Origin of the sequence: Pseudoalteromonas sp. SG43-3, from assembly GCF_014164385.1 — a bacterium.
GTDB lineage: Bacteria > Pseudomonadota > Gammaproteobacteria > Enterobacterales > Alteromonadaceae > Pseudoalteromonas > Pseudoalteromonas distincta.
Genome location: NZ_JACJFC010000005.1, coordinates 63,822 through 83,523, shown reverse-complemented (window position 1 = coordinate 83,523; position 19,702 = coordinate 63,822). Strand labels below are relative to the sequence as shown.

Below are 19,702 nucleotides of genomic sequence, written 5' to 3'. Positions count from 1 at the left end.
ACGAGAAGACATTAATAGCTATGCCTTACCAGAAAGTAAGCCTCTCTTTTATTTTCTGTAAATTGTTATTTTTAGTAATTAAATAACAGAGCCAAGTTGGAAAATAGGTAAGTACATCGCAACAATCAAGCCACCAACAAGTACACCTAGTACAGCCATAATAAGTGGCTCAAGTAAGCTTGAAAGGCCGTCTACTGCATCATCAACTTCTTGCTCGTAAATAGTAGCTACTTTAGCGAGCATGCCGTCTAGTGAGCCAGATTCTTCACCAATCGCAACCATTTGTATTACCATATCAGGGAATATTTTTGAGTTACGCATTGCCCAGTTCATCTGATTACCTGAACTAACCTCAACTTTAATATCTAAGATGGCATATCGGTACACTGCGTTACCTGAAGCGCCTGCGGCAGAGTCAAGCGCATCAACCAGCGGCACACCTGCAGCAAACGTAGTCGACAGAGTTCGTGCATAGCGAGCAACAGCTGCTTTGTTTAAAATCATACCAATTACTGGCAGTTTTAGTATAGCTCGGTCGGTTGCATCTCTGAGCTTTAAACTTCTTAGTTTTGCTTCTTTAAAAGCGTATCCAAAAGCTACAATAGCGATTAGTATCATCCACCAATATGCTTGCATAAAGTCTGATATGCCAATAACAAACAAAGTGAATGCAGGAAGCTCTGCCCCAAAACCTGCAAATATATCTTGAAACTGCGGCACTACAAATATTAATAGTATTGAGGTTACAATGCCGGCGATTACTAATACTGAAATAGGATAAAACATCGCTTTTTTAATTTTTGATTTTAGCGCTTCGGACTTTTCTTTATATATAGCAACTCGGTCAAATATTTTATCAAGTGCACCAGATTGCTCGCCAGAGGCTACAAGGTCGCAATATAAATCATCAAAATAACGTGGGTGTTTTCTAAGTGCAGTAGATAGTGGTTGCCCCGCTTTTACTTCATCAGCAATAGTTTCCATTAATTTGGCGACACTTTTATTGGTCGAGCCAGAGCCAATCATTTCAATGGCCTGTATTAAAGGAACGCCCGCCATCAACATAGTCGCAATTTGGCGAGTAAGTAGTGCTATATCTTTAGGGGTTACCTTTTGAACACTTTGAATACCGAACAGTGGTTTTGCTTTACGCTTCACTTTTGAAGGAGTGATACCTTGCTTACGAAGCTGAGCTTTTACTAATGCAATACTATTACCTGTAAGCTCGCCTTCAAGTTTCTTCCCTCGTGCACTTACACCGACCCACTGAAAAGTATCGAGGCCTTTATCTTGTTGTTTTTTTGCCATTAAGAGTACCCAGCTGAATTTGGTTTAAACTTCATTATTACAAGCATAACTTAAACTAATGATTCTTGGTAGAAAAGTTGAAGCGTTTTAAAATCGCTGTCCTACGGACCAAAATCTAGGTCCATAAATATAGCCCTTATCTGGGTCAATATTATTATATATGCTTATCGCTTTTTGTAAGTAAAGGTACCATGTAAAAACAAATAAAATGGCAATTAAAGTTTTTAAGGGTTTATTTATTGAAATGCTTTGGCCTCTTTTTTTATCAACTCTACCAAGTAGCAACCCCCACATTATAAATAAGAGTGTTTGCGAAACCGGCATTACATGCACACCAGAAAATAGTGAGTATGTAATTCCTATAGCAAAAGAATAAAAGAGGCTTTCAGTAATGATGTCTTTTTTATGCTTTTTTAAATGTGTTATCGCTTTTTTAAATGTTGTAAAAACAGCGGTTAAAATACATATAAGGGCGATAAGACCCCATTCATTTAAAATTTCAATTAATGAATTATGAGGGTGACTGTAAGGAGCTGAACTGCCAAGTGACATTTCAAATACTCCAGGACCATTGCCGATAAATAAATGCTTTAAAGATAGGCTTGAAATAGTATTAAACCATAAATCAATACGGCCCGAGGTGGATGTGCGTAGTATTTCAGCACCTCCTCTATTTAATGAGTCCAGAGCATAAAAAGCAATACAACTTAATATAAAGCAGGCTAATCCGGTAAGTACTTGCTTTTTTAATGTAGTTTTTAAAGCAAGAGCAAAAATAGAGAAAGCTAAAAATGAGAGTAAGGCCCCACGAGCTTGGCCAATAAATATTAATAATAGGTTTAAAAACAAAATAATAAATACAATGCGCTGAATGCTTTTAAACTTTAGGAGTAGCACCAAAAAGGGAAGAATAAACACCTGTACTTGGTTAAAAAAGCGAATGTTAATAAAACCTGAGTAGATTATGTAGGGGTTTAAGGGTTGTTGTTCAGATAGCGTAAAAATTATATTAAGTAGACATATTAAAATGAGGCTTGTATGGGTTATCAGTAATGCATAAACAATAAATAAAATAGGTTTTTTATTATTTATAGTACTTACATAATACATGGTGAAAATAAGTAAGCTTATATGAAATGTGTACAGCAGACTAAAACTTTGCTCCACACTCATCAATGCAGATAAGCAACCAAAAAAAATGAAAATTAAGTATAACACACTGCTTTTATTATTTAGTGAAAGCTTAAAAGTAGGTTTTTTATTACCTAAAAAAGCTGTAAGCACTAGAATACTTGTGAAAAGTAAAAAAGCTATTTGGATGATACGTTGGTGGTTATGGTAGTCGTATGAAATTATGGGAATTAAAGGTATTAGCGTAAACAGAAAAAACAAGCTGATAAGCGATGGCTTTTTTATATTTATTATATTCATGAATGCTGATTCTTACGCATTAAAAAAGCGCCAAACTAGGCGCTTTTAGTAATCAAGAAATGATTAAGATTGTGGACATGTTTTAGGTGCCAAAGTTGAGTCTGTAAGATTAGATGTTTTACAAGACCAAGCTCCAGCGTCTGTTCTTGTCCAAGTTAGTTTTGCATCTTTGATTTGTGTAGGAGCATTAACAACTACACATTCAATTGTTGTTTCTCCAGGTGTAATTGTGCAATTTTGTGTTGGTGATGTTAAGCCCATTTGCTCTAAAGTTGGTGTTGTGTCACCATTGTTTTTTGCAATCTCAAAACCAGTTCTACCAGATGAGATTTCAGCTAAGGCTGCTGTTAATTTCGAAGTCGATTGGTATTTAGAGTACGCAGGCAATGCAATTGCTGCAAGAATACCGATGATTGCTACTACAATCATTAATTCAATTAGGGTGAAACCCTGTTGTTTTTGAGTCATTGTTTTCATGTTTCCTCTCCTAAAGGATAGATTTTTGTAACTTAAATCACTTAAGCGGCAAAATGCCTCACTCAATTTAACTGATTTACTTTACAGTTTTACTTAAAATTAATTTTATTACACTTTAGCTTTAGAGTATGAAACACAAAAGCCGAATGTGAATTCATTATGTTTAGTACTAATTATAAAAGTTTACTAAATGCACTACATGTTGTAGCAACAAATAGTATAGGCATAAAGTAAGTAGTTTAGTTGCTTTAGTTTTTAATTATGTCTTTAAAAACTAAAGCAACTAGTTATTTATGACTACCTTTTTAAATAAAATAGTACAACAGAATTAGTCTACCATTTTATTTTAGTATTTAGCACGTATCTTCTTATAAAAAAAGCTATTTTATTTAACAATTTGTTACAAAGTAAGCCTTTTGGGTTATTTAATGCTTTTTTACTTAACTTGTCAATTAATTAGCGGTATTAATTACCCATTATTACTTTAAAATTGTTCAAAACGCATCGATAAATCGATTGATTGTAAGTTTTTTGTTAATGCCCCGCTTGATATAAAATCGACACCTGCTTGTGAATAAGTTTTGAGCGTTTCTAGGGTCATATTGCCTGAAACCTCTAGTTTGGCGCGCTTATTGGTTAAAATTACTGCTTGCTTAATTTGCTCTACGCTAAAATTGTCGAGCATAATTATGTCGGCGCCAGCTTCAATTGCTTGCTTAAGTTCAGGGAGTGATTCTACTTCTACTTCGACAGGTTTGTTTGGGTGGTTTTGTTTAGCCTGAGTTACGGCTTTGTTTATTGTGCCACAAGCCGCTATATGATTTTCTTTAATTAAAAATGCGTCAAATAAACCAATACGATGATTTGCACCCCCACCACATTTTACTGCGTATTTTTGAAGTGCTCTAAGGCCTGGTATGGTTTTGCGTGTATCGAGTAGTTGCGTTGTTGTGCCGCTTAGCTCTTTTACATAATGTGCTGTAGTAGTGGCTGTACCCGATAACGTTTGTACAAAGTTAAGTGCAGTACGCTCGGCAGTTAATATTGAACGCGCTGAACCAGTGGCTGTAAATAATGTGCTGTTTGCTTTAACTGCGTCGCCATCATTAATAAGTACATTAACCTTAACGCTTGGGTCTACTTGTTTAAATACTTCAAGGATGATGTCTTTTCCGCAAAAAATACAGTCTTCGCGGGTGATTACTTTGGCGTTTGCTTGCTCATTTTGAGGGATCAATTGCGCGGTAATATCGCCTTCTTGTGCTGTTTGATAATTTAAATCTTCGTCAAGTGCAAGAGTAACAAGCTGAGTAATAAGAGTGTGCGAAATAGACATGGAATGCTCATAAGCGTTAATAAATTAAGCAAATTTTACTATGTTTATAAAAGAAAGAGAAGCGATTGCCTTTTCACCAATATAAAGATAAGTGCTTATAGTAAATTAGTATCTACGTGTGGGTTTGTATTACCTGTAGATGAGGTATTATATCTCGCTTTTAATTTCAAAAGTTACGTTACATGAGCGGACGTAAATTAGCACCTACGTGTGGGTTTGAATTATTTGCAGGTAGGGTTTTATACCTGTTTGTTACTATCATTGTTTTAATAAATCCTTTAGCATCAGTGCTATGTATATCTTGATATTTATATAATAAACGTATCATGAAAATAGATTTAGACGGTGTTTTAAGTACTGTAGCGCAGCGGCCTTGTTCGCATTTTGATGAGCGCCCTGATGAGGCTGATATTTCTTTACTGGTTATTCACAATATATCTTTGCCAGCAGGGCAGTTTGGTACACCTTTTGTTGATGAGTTATTTATGGGTAGCATTGACTGCAATGCTCACTCGAGTTTTAGTGACTTAAAAAATTTACGTGTATCGGCCCATTGCTTTATAAAGCGCACCGGTGAGGTTATACAATACGTGCCTTTTGAAAAACGTGCTTGGCATGCTGGCCAATCTAAGTTTGAGGGCGTATCTGCTTGTAATAACTTTAGCATTGGCATTGAGCTTGAAGGTACCGACACCACGCCATACTCTTTAGCGCAATACGAAGTATTAGCTACACTTAGTAAATCTATAATACAACGCTATCCAAAAATTACCCCTTCGCGTATTGTTGGGCATTGCGATATTGCCCCGGGACGTAAAACCGATCCTGGCAGTAGCTTTAATTGGCCATTGTTTTTTAATATGCTTGAACAACTAAGTTAAGAGAGTTATTTCCATGATTTTAGTTTCTATAATAATTGCATTAATACTGGAGCGTTTAGGGGCTCGGTCTAATTACTGGCAGGTAAGCTATTACACAAATGGTTATTTAAATCGCTCTAACAAACTACTAGGTGACAAAGGCTTATTTAGTTCTGCTCCGGGTTTTTTAATTTGGCTTTTACTCCCAGTAATAGCAATAGCGTTTATTTATTGCTTATCTGATTTTGTACTATGGCAGTTAGCTATTAATATTGCCGTGCTTTTGGTTTGCTTTGGTTGTGCCAAGCAGCGTGCTTTATATAAGTCGTACTTAAATGCCTTAACGCGAGATGACGGTACTGCTGCATCTTTATATGCGTTGCAAATAGGTCAAAAGCGTACTGATGATCAAGATGGTGGCGAAACCTTTGGGCAAACATTGGCGTGGGTAAACTTTAGATTTTACTGTGCGGTGATTTTTTGGTTTGTTGTTTTAGGTGCGCCAGGCGCGGTTTTATATGCACTGGTACGTACTTTAGCTGATTTAGTACGAGATGATCATAAAGTAATATTTGCTAAGCGTTTTAAACTTATACATAAACTACTGTTCTGGCTTGACTGGTTGCCTGCACGCATCACCAGCTTTGGTTATTTAGTAATAGGTAACTTTAATAAAGGCACAAGTTGTTGGCTACGTTACGTACTTAACTTTAAATCTCCAAATCGCGAAGTAGTAACATGTACTGCACTTGCTGCAGAGCAAGTTGAAAAGCGTTATTACGGCTGTACCTACGAAGCCACGTGTATGATTAAACTTGTTAAGCGCAATGTATTATTTTACTTAGTACTTATAGCGTTGCTTACATTATTTGGTGGGCTGTCTTAAGTTGATGCCTTTTTAATAAAGTACCTTATGTAATGTAAGGTGCTTTAATCTCTTCCTGCAGTTTTTAAATTCAATAAAATAGAGCTAATATTCTAATTCATTCTGGTCAGACCAATTGTTTTCATCCCAAATACGTTATAACAATTTTTGCAAATTGCGCATTGTTTGATCTTCGTTCAAAATGCGTTACGCTACTTTAATTGCTCAAACTACCTGTAAATTGACAGCTAATAGTGTTTTTGATACCGTATTGAAAATTTTTGGTATGACCAATTTACCTTTTGGGTAAATCACACTACTTAAAGCCCCGTTTTATGGGCTCTTGGTATTTATACAACGCGGACGTTGATTCATGTCTTTAAAGATTAAAGCAGCAAAATTATCTGATGTTATTTTACAGCAACTTGAGAATATGATTCTTGAAGGCTCGTTAGCACCAGGTGAAAAGTTGCCACCAGAGCGTGAACTAGCAAAGCAGTTTGAAGTGTCTCGCCCGTCACTGCGTGAGGCAATTCAAAAATTAGAAGCGAAAGGTTTAGTTACGCGTCGCCAAGGTGGCGGCACGTTTGTAAAAAATCAGCTCGAAGAAGGGCTTACTGATCCACTTTTTGATTTGATTAGTAAGCACCCTGAGTCGCAGTTTGATTTACTTGAATTTCGTCATGCATTAGAAGGGATTGCTGCTTACTACGCAGCACTGCGCGGGACCAGCAACGATTTTAGCAAAGTAAAACAAAGCTTTGATGAAATTGCCTTAGTTAATGATGATTTACAGCAAAAAGCAAAAGCAATTAATGCATTTCACTTTAGCGTGGCAGAAGCCTCGCACAATGTGGTGTTACTGCATTTAGTTAGAGGTATGAAAGCGCTGCTTGAGCAAAATGTATTGCAAAATTTAACTGTTCTATTAAAAAAGTCAGATATTAGCAGTCAGTTAGCCCAACACAGGCGTTTATTAATGGATGCCGTTATTGACGGTAATCCAGAACAAGCCCGTTTAGCAAGTAATGCGCACTTAGCATTTATCGAAGAAGCACTACTTGAAGCAGGCAAAGAGCATTCGCGAATTGAACGTAGTTTAAGACGCACTAAACAAAATTAAGTTAGTACATAACTACTTTGAACACACAAATTAAGTAGCTGTGATATTAAATTAACAATATTCGTATTTTAAACATAAGGAAACCTCCATATGTCTGAAGTCAATAAAATTGACGTAGACGCGCTAGAAACACAAGAGTGGTTACAAGCTCTTGAATCAGTTGTGCGCGAAGAAGGTGTTGAACGAGCTCAGTTTTTACTTGAGCAAGTATTAGAGCAAGCCCGTTTAGACGGCGTTGATATGCCAACGGGTATTACCACGAACTACGTTAATACTATTCCTGTAGATCAAGAGCCTGCTTACCCAGGTGATGTAAATCTTGAACGTCGTATTCGTTCAATTATACGTTGGAACGCGATTATGATCGTTCTACGTGCATCTAAAAAAGATCTCGACTTAGGCGGCCATATGGCGTCTTACCAATCATCTGCTGCATTTTATGAAGTGTGTTTTAACCACTTCTTTAAAGCACCAAATGATGTAGACGGTGGTGACTTAGTTTATTACCAAGGTCATATTTCTCCAGGTATTTACGCACGAGCATTTGTTGAAGGTCGTTTATCGGCTGCGCAACTAGATAACTTCCGCCAAGAAGTTGATGGCGAAGGCTTACCATCGTACCCACACCCTAAGTTGATGCCTGAGTTTTGGCAGTTCCCTACGGTATCAATGGGCTTAGGTCCTATTTCATCAATTTATCAAGCACGCTTCTTAAAATACTTAGATGGTCGTGGCTTAAAAGACACTAAAAACCAACGTGTATATGCGTTTTTAGGTGACGGTGAAATGGATGAGCCAGAATCACGTGGTGCTATTTCTTTCGCTGCACGTGAAAAATTAGATAACCTTTGTTATTTAATTAACTGTAACTTACAGCGTTTAGACGGCCCAGTTATGGGTAACGGTAAAATTATTCAAGAGTTAGAAGGCTTGTTTAAAGGCGCTGGCTGGAACGTAATTAAACTAGTGTGGGGCAGCGGTTGGGATATTCTGCTTGCTAAAGACACAACAGGTAAATTACTACAGTTAATGAACGAAACAATTGATGGCGATTACCAAACATACAAAGCTAAAGATGGCGCATACGTGCGTGAGCATTTCTTTGGTCGCTACCCTGAAACAGCTGCCCTTGTTGCAGATATGACAGATGATGAAATTTTTGCGCTTAAGCGTGGTGGTCATGAGCCATCAAAACTATTTGCTGCATTTAAAAAAGCAGAAGAGACAAAAGGTCGTCCAACTGTAATTCTTGCTAAAACTGTAAAAGGTTACGGCATGGGCGAAGCCGCTGAAGGTAAAAACATTGCGCACCAAGTGAAAAAAATGGACATGTCGCATGTTGCACATTTACGTTCACGCCTTGGTCTTGATGACTTAGTATCTGAAGAGCAATTAAAAGAATTACCATACCTAGAGCTTGAAGAAGGTTCACCAGAGTACAAGTACCTACATGCGCGTCGTGATGAGCTTAAAGGTTACACACCTAAGCGTATCCCACGGTTTAGTGAAAAACTTACGTTGCCAGAAGTAGATGCATTTAAGCCACTACTTGAAGAGCAAAAGCGTGATATATCTACTACTATGGGCTTTGTTCGTGCACTTAATATCTTATTAAAAGATAAAGGCATTGGTAAAAATATCGTACCAATTATTGCAGATGAAGCGCGTACATTTGGTATGGAAGGTTTATTCCGTCAAATCGGTATTTACAACCCGCATGGCCAAAACTACACGCCACAGGATCGTGATATTGTTTCTTACTATAAAGAAGCAACGTCTGGTCAAGTATTGCAAGAAGGTATCAATGAGTTAGGTGCTATGTCGTCATGGGTTGCTGCTGCAACTTCATACAGCACTAACGATTTACCAATGATCCCATTTTACATTTACTACTCTATGTTTGGTTTCCAACGTGTTGGCGACATGGCATGGATGGCGGGCGATCAACAAGCACGTGGTTTCTTATTAGGTGCTACAGCGGGTCGTACAACGCTAAATGGTGAAGGCTTACAACACGAAGATGGTCACAGCCACATTCTTGCAAACACGGTTCCTAACTGTGTTTCTTATGACCCAACTTACGCGTTTGAAGTTGCAGTTATTGTACAAGACGGTATTCGTCGTATGTACGGTGACGACCAAGAAAATATTTACTACTACCTAACGCTTATGAACGAAAACTACCATCAGCCAGCTATGCCAGAAGGCGCTGAAGAGGGTATTCGTAAAGGTATTTACAAGCTTGAAAGTTACGAAGGTAAAAAAGCCAACGTACAGCTATTAAGCTCAGGTACTATTATGACTGAAGTGCGCAAAGCTGCTTCAATCTTAAGCGAAGAATATGGTATTGCATCAGATGTTTACTCAGTAACATCTTTCAATGAGCTAACGCGTGATGGTCAAGATGTTGAGCGTTTTAACATGCTTAATCCTGAAAGCGAGCAAAAAACAGCATTTATCACAAGCGTATTAAACGACTCTGTGACTGTTGCAGCAACGGATTACATGAAAAACTACGCAGAACAAGCGCGTTCATTCATTCCAAGCAGCAACTACAAAGTGTTAGGTACAGATGGTTACGGTCGTTCTGATAGCCGTGAAAACCTACGTCGTCACTTTGAAGTTAACGCAAGCTACGTTGTTGTTGCTACGTTATCTGAACTTGCTAAACGCGGTGAAGTTGAGAAGTCAGTAGTTGTTGAAGCACTTAAAAAGTTCAACATCGACACTAACAAACTTAACCCACTGTACGCATAAGAGGTTTGCAATGAGTATTGAAATTAAAGTACCTGATATTGGTGACGACGAAGTAGAAGTAACCGAAATATTAGTAAGCGTTGGCGATAAAGTAGATGTTGACCAATCATTACTAAATGTTGAAGGCGACAAAGCATCAATGGAAATACCTGCTTCTCAAGCGGGGACTGTAAAAGAGATTAAAGTTAACGTTGGCGACACCGTTACAACAGGCTCTTTAGTATTTTTGTTTGAAGGCGAGAGTGAAGGCACTGATGAGAAAAATACATCAGCCGCTGCTCCAGCTAAATCTGAAGAGGCAGCACCAGCTGCTTCTACAGGTTCTTCAATTAAAGAAGTAACTGTACCAGATATTGGCGATGATGAAGTTGAAGTAACTGAAATCATGGTTGCTGTTGGTGACACCGTTGAAGAAGAGCAATCTATCTTAAACGTGGAAGGCGACAAGGCAGCAATGGAAGTTCCAGCTCCATTTGCCGGTACAGTTAAAGAAATTAAAGTAGCCGCTGGCGACACAGTTAAAACTGGCTCGTTAGTGTTTGTTTTTGAAGTAGCAGGAAGTGAATCTGCAGCACCGGCTAAAGAGTCGGCTCCTGTAGAAGCGCCAGCTGAGAGCTCAACAGCAAGTTCAGCACCAAGCACTAAAGAAGTTAACGTGCCTGATATTGGTGGCGATGAAGTTGAAGTAACTGAAATTATGGTTGCCGTTGGCGATGAGGTTTCAGAAGATCAATCAATCTTAAACGTTGAAGGCGACAAAGCTGCAATGGAAGTACCAGCTCCATTTGCAGGTACAGTTAAAGAAATTAAAGTAGCCGCTGGCGATAAAGTATCGACTGGTTCATTAATTTTTGTATTTGAAGTTGCAGGCAGTGCGCCAGCGGCATCTGCACCAGCTGAAAAATCAGCACCTGCAGCAGCGGCTAAAACTGAGTCAGCAACGGCTCAAGCAGCACCTGCAAAAGCAAGTAATGAAAGTTTCACAGAAAACAGCGCGTATGCTCATGCATCACCCGTTGTTCGCCGTTTAGCGCGTGAGTTTGGTATTAACCTAGCTAACGTTAAAGGCACTGGTCGCAAAGCCCGTATAGTTAAAGAAGACGTGCAAAACTATGTTAAAAACCTAGTTAAGCAAGTTGAATCTGGTCAATTATCTGCAGGTAGTAGCGCAGGTGGTAGTGAGCTTGGTCTTATTCCATGGCCTAAAGTAGATTTTGCTAAATTTGGTGAAATTGAAGAGAAAAAACTGTCTCGCATTCAAAAGCTATCAGGTAAAAACTTACACCGTAACTGGGTACAAATCCCACATGTTACACAGTTTGATGAAGCTGATATCACAAGCCTTGAAGTATTCCGTAAAGAGCAAAATGCACTTAGCGAGAAGAAAAAGCTTGGCGTTAAAATCACACCACTTGTGTTTGTGATGAAAGCAGCGGCTAAAGCACTTGCAGACTTCCCAACATTTAACTCTTCACTGTCTAGCGACGGCGAAAGTTTAATTCTTAAGAAGTACATTAACATCGGTGTTGCTGTTGATACGCCAAATGGTTTAGTAGTGCCAGTGTTTAAAGATGTTGATAAAAAAGGCATTATTGAATTATCACGTGAACTAATGGAAGTATCTGTTAAAGCACGTGACGGTAAGCTTACATCGTCTGATATGCAAGGTGGCTGTTTTACTATCTCTAGCCTTGGCGGTATCGGCGGTACGGCATTTACGCCGATTGTTAATGCGCCAGAAGTTGCTATTTTAGGTGTATCTAAATCTGAAATGAAACCTAAATGGAATGGCAAAGAGTTTGAACCAAAACTAATGGTTCCGCTGTCTATGTCATACGACCATAGGGTTATTGACGGAGCATTAGCTGCACGCTTTACTGTGACTCTTGCAAGTTACATGAGCGATATTCGCCAGTTGGTGATGTAACCAGTTTAGTAAAATTGGTATACGCAATAAAATAAATAGAATCAAATCCCAGCCAGTTGTTTTTAGCTGGGATTTTTACCATTTGCAATGATACAATCTTTGTACGAATTGCATCACTTTGTGCGCTGCTCACTCTTTCTGCCTTGCAGAAACATGGCAGTTAAATTTTAGGGCAGTGTCCCGTTCAAACAATTAAGGTAAAAGCATGAGCAACGAATTAAAAACTCAAGTTGTTGTACTAGGCGGTGGTCCTGGTGGTTATTCTGCGGCTTTCCGTGCTGCTGACTTGGGCTTAGAAGTTACATTAGTAGAATCTCGCGAAACATTAGGTGGCGTATGTCTTAATGTTGGTTGTATTCCTTCTAAAGCACTTTTACACGTAGCTAAAGTGATTGATGACGCAGCAGAAATGTCATCTCACGGTGTTACTTTTGGCGCACCAAAAATCGATCTTGACCAAGTTCGTACTTGGAAAGATTCTGTAGTTGGCCAGTTAACTGGTGGACTAGAAGGCATGGCCAAAATGCGTAAAGTGAAAGTTGTATCTGGATACGGCAAATTCACTGGCAGCAATACTTTAGTAGTTGAAGGCGCAGACAGCGCTACAACTATCACGTTTGATAACGCGATTATTGCAGCAGGTTCTAAACCAGTTAACTTACCTTTCATCCCAGAAGATGACCGTGTAATTGATTCAACTGGTGCATTAGAACTTAAAGACGTACCAGAAAAACTACTTGTACTTGGTGGTGGTATTATCGGTCTTGAAATGGGTACGGTTTACCGTGCGCTAGGTTCTGCAATTGATGTTGTAGAATTTGCTGATCAATTAGTACCAGCCGCTGATAAAGACATTATTAAAATTTACCAAAAATACGTAAGCAAAAAATTCAACGTAATGCTTTCAACTAAAGTTGTTGGTGTTGAAGCTAAAGAAGACGGCTTATACGTAACGTTTGAAGGTAAAAACGCACCAGCAGAACCAGTACGTTACGACAAAGTACTTGTTGCAGTTGGCCGTACTCCAAACGGTAACTTACTTGATGCTGAAAAAGCGGGCGTAAACGTTGATGAGCGTGGCTTTATTAATGTTGATAAGCAATTACGTACTAACGTAAGCCATATTTTTGCAATTGGTGACTTAGTTGGACAGCCTATGCTTGCGCATAAAGCGGTTCATGAAGGTCATGTTGCTGCAGAAGTTATTTCTGGTCAGAAGCATTTCTTCGACCCTAAATGTATTCCTTCAATAGCGTACACAGACCCAGAAATCGCTTGGGTAGGTGTTACTGAGAAAGAAGCAAAAGAGCAAGGCTTAAAAGTTGAAACTGCGGTATTCCCGTGGGCAGCATCTGGTCGTGCAATTGCATCTGCTCGTACTGAAGGTTCTACTAAACTTATCTTTGATAAAGAAAGTGGCCGTATAATCGGTGGTGCTATGATCGGTATTAACGCGGGCGAAATGCTTGGCGAAATCGGTTTAGGTATTGAAATGGGTGCTGATGGTGAAGACTTAGCGCTTACAATTCATGCTCACCCAACATTGAATGAATCAATCGGCCTTGCAGCTGAAATTTTTGAAGGTTCAATCACTGATTTACCAAACAAAAAAGCAGCTAAAAAGAAGTAATTTAACTTCTTAGTATTTGCTTAAAAAACCCAACTTCGGTTGGGTTTTTTTATGTCTATTTTTAACTTAGATAAATATAAGATTAAATAACAAGAAGTCGTTACAATGCGCGCTTAATTAATTGAAGGTAAATACAGTGAAAAACTCAGTTTTAGCATTACGCGCTCAACAAATAAGTGAATCTCGTCGAGAGTTTAATGCTCGAGGCGGTAAATTAGATCGCTGTGAACAATGCCTGATTGCTAAGCACTACTGTATTTGCAAAGGTGTTGAGCATGCAGATTGTAAGGCCGCTGTGTGCTTACTGATGTATCATAATGAAAGCTTTAAACCTTCTAATACAGGGCGTTTAATTGCTGAAATAGTGCCAGATAACCACGCATTTAGATGGGATAGAACAGATCCTAACCCCGCTCTTTTAGCTTTAATAAATGATTCGCAGTATCAGCCTATGGTCGTCTTTCCTGCTGAAGATGTAGAAGAGGGCAGAGCCATTACAGAAGTGAGTATTGAATCAGGTAAAAAGCCGCTATTTATATTCTTAGATGGTACGTGGCGCGAAGCTAAAAAAATGATTCGCAAAAGCCCTTATTTAGATAACTTGCCTGTACTTTCTGTTACTGCTGATAAACTATCTGATTACCGATTACGTGTAGCCCCTCATGCGCATCAACTAGGCACTGCTGAAGTGGCTATTATGGTATTAGCACTTGCGGGCGAAATGGATGCATCGACAAAATTAGAGCAGCATTTTATTAAGTTTCGTGATGCGTATTTATTGGGTAAGCGCAATAAAGGCCGACCGCTAGAAGGTTAATTTTACGAAGTTAAGCAAATGCTTGCTGATTTTTTAAGTGAGCAAGTGCTTTATTTTGAATTGCTCTGAAGCCTTCTTCAGATGTTAATTGTAAAACAGTATTATACAATTGACTTATACTATTATGCACTTGAATAAACGAGATACAGTCTTCACCAATCATTTCTTTTGCTTCTTCAACTCGTTTTAAAAAGTAGCAGTTAATGTCTATTTTGCCATTAAATTGAGTCGTTGCAATTGCGTCTGCTATTCTATTAAGTTGATAACTAAACTCATCAGGTCGAGCACCTTCACCCCACTTGCTAATACGAATGTCGCGTTCTAACTGAATAATTTCGTTAAGTATATTTTTAAACTCACTCATTGGCATATTTAAAAAGTTATAACCTTTGGGGTTAAATAAAGCTTTATAGGGATTTTCGCTGGGGGTTTGGGCACTAAATACACCAATTGGTTTTGCTGTACTTGCGTCTGATACTTTACATAAAAAGGTATTACTTTGAGATGTTTTAAAATTCATATCCATTGAGTATTTATGATCCTTGCGTTATTTAGTTATCGGCGCAATTAATAAAAAACTTAGCGAAATTTAAAATATTAATAAAGTATTTTAAGGTCTTAGCATTGATTTGCTGTGACGCGATATTACTCAGTAAAGATTAGTGATAGTTGCTCAGTGCTTTACTCACCCAAATTTTAGGCAAAGAAAAGCGCGCTCTATCTCTAGGCGCGCTTGCGGAATCTTCTAATTTTCTGCATCCTGCAATTGAACTTAATCAACTCCAATTTTCACTAATCCATGTTTATTACTATATTACTTTTTAGTTCTATGTAATGTAGACCGTCCGGGCCTGTATCCTTTAATTCCTAAACATCCTGTAGGGTAAATACTATTACCAAATCCTTAATTACACTTCCTAGTGTATCCTTGTTTTAACCAATCCCTTGTGTTGCCTTAAAGGCCTGTCCATTTATTCCTTCAACATCCTGTTGAACAACTTAGCCTTGTTGTTATCCTTTTCGCATCTTCCTGACGCTGTCCTTTTTACAACATTGCGTTGTGATACTCATCCTGAGCCTGTCCTAAAATCCGTGTTGTCCTGATAACCTAATCATTGGTTGGTTGAGTAAGCAGTCCATTTCCTTTTACTCAATAAGCGTCATTGCTTGGTTGATGCGTAAATTATAGTGCAATAGAGCAACTAAAATAGAGATAAAACTACATTCAATTAGTGTTTTTGCAATAGTAATAAAAATAAATTTAATATAATTCATGTGCTTAACTGTTTTTAGGTTGTTTTTTATCTTGTTTTTTACTCATTAGCTGTCACATCCGTAAGACATCTCTTACACCGTATTTCCTTTTTGGGCGTTATTTACATATTTACATTTATTTAAAGTGTGCACTTTTAGAATGAGCACGGTAGAATTCGTTGATAATAATAGTTATTTAGGTGGAATAATGAAGAAAGTATTTGCACTTGTTTTAGGGGTAGTTGCATCGGCACCAGTCTTTGCAAACGATGTTGTTAACATCTACTCTTTTCGTCAACCGTTTTTAATTCAGCCAATTTTAGAAGATTTTACAAAGCAAACAGGCATAAAAACCAATGTTGTTTTTGCTAAAAAAGGGCTAATTGAGCGTGTTAAACGCGAAGGCAAGCACAGTAAAGCTGATTTAGTATTAACCTCTAACTTTAGCGCGCTTATTCAATTAGAAGATTTAAAATTAACACAAACTATAAAAAGTGACAGTGTAAATAATAATGTTCCAGCCGCATTTCGTGACGGTGATGGCCAATGGGTTGCGCTTACTAAGCGAGTGCGTAATGTATATTCATCAAAAGAGCGAGTTGGTGAGTTACCTAAGCTCACTTATGAAGATTTAGCAGACTCTAAATACAAAGGACAAATTTGTACGCGCTCTGGCAAACATCCATATAATTTAGGTTTAGTGGCTTCTATGATTGCACACCATGGTGAAGCGCAAACTAAAGAGTGGCTTGAAGGTGTTAAGGCTAATTTAGCACGCAAGCCCCAAGGTAACGATCGTGCTCAAGTTAAAGCTGTTAAAGAAGGTTTATGTAACTTGGCATTAGGTAATAGTTACTACCTTGGCAAAATGCTAGAAGATAAAGAGCAAAAAGGTTGGGCTGAGGCCGTAAATATTAACTTTCCGAATCAAACTAATCGTGGCTCACACATAAATGTTTCGGGTGCGGTTATTACCAAATATGCTAAAAACCCTGAAAATGCATTAAAGCTCATCGAGTATATGACCGATAGCAAAGCACAAAACATGTATGCCTCATTAAATATGGAGTATCCAGTTAAGTCGGGTGTTGAACTATCAAGTTTGGTTGCCTCTTGGGGTAGTTTTAAAGAAGACAGCTTGCCACTTGATGAGATTAGTAAATATCGTCCGTTAGCGCTTAAGCTAATTGATGAGGTGAAGTTCGATCTTTAATGACTAATAAATTTAAGCTGTCTAAATGGCAGCTCTTTGCGTGGTCGACAGGCTTAATTCTATCGGCTCCGTTGTTTTTTCTTCTTTTTGAATCTCTACAAGGTAGCTCTGAGGTGTTTTCTCACCTGTGGGATACCGTGCTTTGGGATTACATAAACAATACCGTATTGCTTGTTTTAGGTGTTTGCGTCCTTAGCTGCGCCATAGCTTTGCCACTTGGGTGGCTAACGGCTTACTGTAGTTTCCCGGGTAAAAAACAGTTTGAATGGGCTCTTATGCTGCCCCTTGCTATGCCCACCTATATTATTGCCTATGTATACACTGATTTATTAGATTATGCGGGCCCTGTACAAATAGCACTGAGAGACTGGTTTGGCTGGCAATCGCCTAATGACTATTGGTTTTTTGATATACGTACACTACCCGGCGCCATAGTTATGATTGCCTTGGTGCTTTACCCGTATTTATTTTTAATTTTTAAAACGGCCCTTCGCGAGCAGTCATTCAAATTAGTACAAGCTAGCCAGTTAATGGGGCTATCTCCTTGGCAAAGCTTTTTTAAAGTCAGCTTAGTACTCTCTCGTGGGGCAATTGTGGCGGCCCTTGCACTTATTAGTATGGAAACCATGGCCGACTTTGCAACAGTAAGTTATTTTGCCGTAAGTACATTAACAACCGCCGTATACGATACGTGGTTTGGTTATTACTCACTTACAGCGGCCGCTAAAATATCGGGTGTGATGTTACTGCTGTTATTTTTAGCATTAATGGCAGAGCGTTTTAGTCGCCGAAACCAAGCGGTATTTGAGCGCCAATCAAGTGTAAATAGCGAATCGCTCTATGTATTAAAAGGAAAGTCTGCTTGGCTCGCAACGGCATTTTGTAGCTTTATTTTACTTATCGCTTTTGTAATTCCTATTGCAGTACTTATAAATTACGCCATTACCTACTTTGATAAAGCATGGGATGTTGAGTTTTTTAGTTACGCTTGGCAAAGTTTAAAAGTGGCAGGGGTTGTAAGTGTTATAACCATTACATTGAGTGTTTTTGTGGTTTTTTATCAGCGTGTTGCAAAGCAAGCGTATCCGCTTATTCCTGGTCGTTTAGCAAGCACAGGTTATGCGTTGCCAGGAACTGTACTCGCTATTGCGGTTTTATTACCTCTTACATTATTAGAGAACACTATTAACACAGCACTCGAGCCGTATAACTTAGACATTGGCTTACTGCTTACAGGTAGCATTCTTACTATTATTATTGCTTATATTGTTAGGTTTTACGCCATTGCACACGGAGCAATTGAGTCGAGTTTTTTACGTATTAGTCCATCACTTGATATGGCAAGCCAATCAATGGGTAAAAGCCAAGGGCAAACGCTGCGTTTAGTGCACCTACCTTTACTGCGAAGAGGATTGCTCACTGCTGCCTTATTGGTATTTATTGAGTGTATGAAAGAGTTGCCAGCTGCGCTATTGCTCAGACCGTTTAATTTTGAAAGCTTAGCTACTCATGTATTTCAGTATGTGAGCGACGAGCAATTAGAGCTTGCTTCAATATCTGCATTATTTATTGTTATCGTTGGGTTTATTCCTTTGTATTTTATTAATCGTTCTATGGAGCAGCGTAGTTAAATGAGTAGTTTAATTTTACAAGGCGTGGGCTATCACTATAACGGCACAAAGGTTATTCACGATTTAGATTTAACAGTGGGTAAAGATGAAATTGTTTGCCTACTCGGGGCGAGTGGATGCGGCAAAACAACCACATTAAAGGCGATTGCAGGTTTAATTGAAGCCAAGCAAGGGTCTATTTTTATAGACGGTAAATTAGTGAGTGATGAGCAATCTTTTGTCTCACCTGAGCATCGTAACATCGGCATGATGTTTCAAGATTATGCGTTGTTTCCGCATTTAACGGTGGCAAATAATATTGCATTCGGGCTTAGTAATATGAGCAAAGCTCAAAAGCAGCAACGCGTTGATGAAATGCTTAAGCTTGTACATTTAATTGGCTGTGCTGACAGGTTTCCACACCAGTTATCGGGTGGCCAACAGCAACGCGTCGCTATCGCTCGTGCATTAGCTTATAAACCTAGTTTATTACTCCTTGATGAGCCTTTTTCAAACATCGACACACAAGTGCGCTTTGAATTAATTGCCGATATACGTCGAATTATTAAAGCAACTCAAGTATCTGCTGTGTTTGTTACACACTCAAAAGAAGAGGCGTTTGCGTTTTCAGATACACTTGCCATTATGCATCGCGGTAAAATTGCACAACAAGGCACGCCTGAGCAGCTTTTTGCATCTCCATGTTCAAAGGAGGTTGCAGAGTTTCTGGGTCAGGGCATATACTTAAGCGCAGAAGTGTTAACCGCAACTGAATATAAAACACCATTTGGTTTAGTCGAATCTTATGTTGAGAGTAAGCATAATGTAAGTGCAGGGCTTATATATGTGCGCCCTCATCAAATAGAATTAGTGGCAGATAACCAAAGTGACAAATTCAGCAAGCGAGCTACAATCATAAGTCGTCGCTTTATTGGTTCGGCGTATGTTTATTCGCTTGTTATTGATGAACAAGAAATTGAAGTTGCTGCACAATATGGCCAGTCATTTGAAAATAATGATCAGGTTATAATAAAAATAAAACCTCACACGGTGAATTTTTTCGAATCGTAATTAATTTGTTATTCGCTGTGTTT

General features: G+C 38.5%; 15 protein-coding genes. 10 read left to right on the top strand and 5 right to left on the bottom strand.

Features of this window, described 5'->3' with window-relative positions:
• Positions 1-78 precede the first annotated feature (78 nt).
• The 4 genes from H5157_RS05965 to nadC form a co-directional block, all read right to left on the bottom strand.
• Positions 79-1,308 (bottom strand): type II secretion system F family protein, encoded by a 1,230-nt coding sequence (locus H5157_RS05965; protein WP_182724358.1) that lies wholly within the window; start codon positions 1,306-1,308, stop codon positions 79-81.
• Between the two features lie 87 nt (positions 1,309-1,395).
• Complete coding sequence (locus H5157_RS05960; protein WP_182724357.1) at positions 1,396-2,739, bottom strand: O-antigen ligase; 1,344 nt, start codon at positions 2,737-2,739, stop codon at positions 1,396-1,398.
• Between the two features lie 63 nt (positions 2,740-2,802).
• Complete coding sequence (locus tag H5157_RS05955; RefSeq protein WP_200219551.1) at positions 2,803-3,216, bottom strand: pilin; 414 nt, start codon at positions 3,214-3,216, stop codon at positions 2,803-2,805.
• A 484-nt stretch (positions 3,217-3,700) separates the two neighbouring features.
• Positions 3,701-4,552, bottom strand: a complete 852-nt coding sequence (nadC, locus tag H5157_RS05950; protein ID WP_182682553.1) for a carboxylating nicotinate-nucleotide diphosphorylase — start codon at positions 4,550-4,552, stop codon at positions 3,701-3,703.
• A gap of 326 nt (positions 4,553-4,878) precedes the next feature.
• On the opposite strand from nadC, the gene ampD reads away from it, so the two are divergent.
• The 7 genes from ampD (at position 4,879) to H5157_RS05915 (ending at position 14,531) form a co-directional block, all read left to right on the top strand.
• Positions 4,879-5,433, top strand: coding sequence for a 1,6-anhydro-N-acetylmuramyl-L-alanine amidase AmpD (gene ampD, locus H5157_RS05945; protein WP_024597570.1), 555 nt, complete (start codon positions 4,879-4,881; stop codon positions 5,431-5,433).
• Between the two features lie 13 nt (positions 5,434-5,446).
• Positions 5,447-6,298, top strand: a complete 852-nt coding sequence (gene ampE / locus H5157_RS05940; RefSeq protein ID WP_182724356.1) for a beta-lactamase regulator AmpE — start codon at positions 5,447-5,449, stop codon at positions 6,296-6,298.
• 352 nt (positions 6,299-6,650) lie between these two features.
• Positions 6,651-7,400 (top strand): pyruvate dehydrogenase complex transcriptional repressor PdhR, encoded by a 750-nt coding sequence (gene pdhR / locus H5157_RS05935; protein ID WP_002957764.1) that lies wholly within the window; start codon positions 6,651-6,653, stop codon positions 7,398-7,400.
• A 90-nt stretch (positions 7,401-7,490) separates the two neighbouring features.
• Positions 7,491-10,157 (top strand): pyruvate dehydrogenase (acetyl-transferring), homodimeric type, encoded by a 2,667-nt coding sequence (gene aceE, locus H5157_RS05930; RefSeq protein WP_002957763.1) that lies wholly within the window; start codon positions 7,491-7,493, stop codon positions 10,155-10,157.
• 10 nt (positions 10,158-10,167) lie between these two features.
• A complete protein-coding gene (aceF, locus tag H5157_RS05925; RefSeq protein WP_182724355.1) occupies positions 10,168-12,084 on the top strand; it encodes a pyruvate dehydrogenase complex dihydrolipoyllysine-residue acetyltransferase in 1,917 nt (638 codons plus the stop codon).
• A gap of 205 nt (positions 12,085-12,289) precedes the next feature.
• Positions 12,290-13,714, top strand: a complete 1,425-nt coding sequence (gene lpdA / locus H5157_RS05920) for a dihydrolipoyl dehydrogenase (RefSeq protein ID WP_024604548.1) — start codon at positions 12,290-12,292, stop codon at positions 13,712-13,714.
• Positions 13,715-13,850: 136 nt separating this feature from the next.
• Positions 13,851-14,531, top strand: a complete 681-nt coding sequence (locus tag H5157_RS05915; RefSeq protein WP_024594643.1) for a tRNA-uridine aminocarboxypropyltransferase — start codon at positions 13,851-13,853, stop codon at positions 14,529-14,531.
• Between the two features lie 10 nt (positions 14,532-14,541).
• On the opposite strand, the gene H5157_RS05910 is transcribed toward H5157_RS05915, so the two are convergent.
• A complete protein-coding gene (locus H5157_RS05910; protein ID WP_024604547.1) occupies positions 14,542-15,057 on the bottom strand; it encodes a hypothetical protein in 516 nt (171 codons plus the stop codon).
• Between the two features lie 936 nt (positions 15,058-15,993).
• Here H5157_RS05910 and H5157_RS05905 point away from each other — a divergent pair.
• From H5157_RS05905 to H5157_RS05895, 3 genes are read left to right on the top strand one after another with little or no spacing between them, the layout of a single operon-like run.
• Complete coding sequence (locus tag H5157_RS05905; RefSeq protein WP_039488277.1) at positions 15,994-16,998, top strand: Fe(3+) ABC transporter substrate-binding protein; 1,005 nt, start codon at positions 15,994-15,996, stop codon at positions 16,996-16,998.
• Positions 16,998-18,629, top strand: a complete 1,632-nt coding sequence (locus H5157_RS05900) for an iron ABC transporter permease (protein WP_182724354.1) — start codon at positions 16,998-17,000, stop codon at positions 18,627-18,629. Before H5157_RS05905 ends, H5157_RS05900 begins: the two co-directional genes overlap by 1 nt.
• Positions 18,630-19,679: an ABC transporter ATP-binding protein gene (locus H5157_RS05895; protein WP_182724353.1), complete on the top strand. Its 1,050-nt coding sequence runs from the start codon at positions 18,630-18,632 to the stop codon at positions 19,677-19,679.
• Positions 19,680-19,702 lie beyond the last annotated feature (23 nt).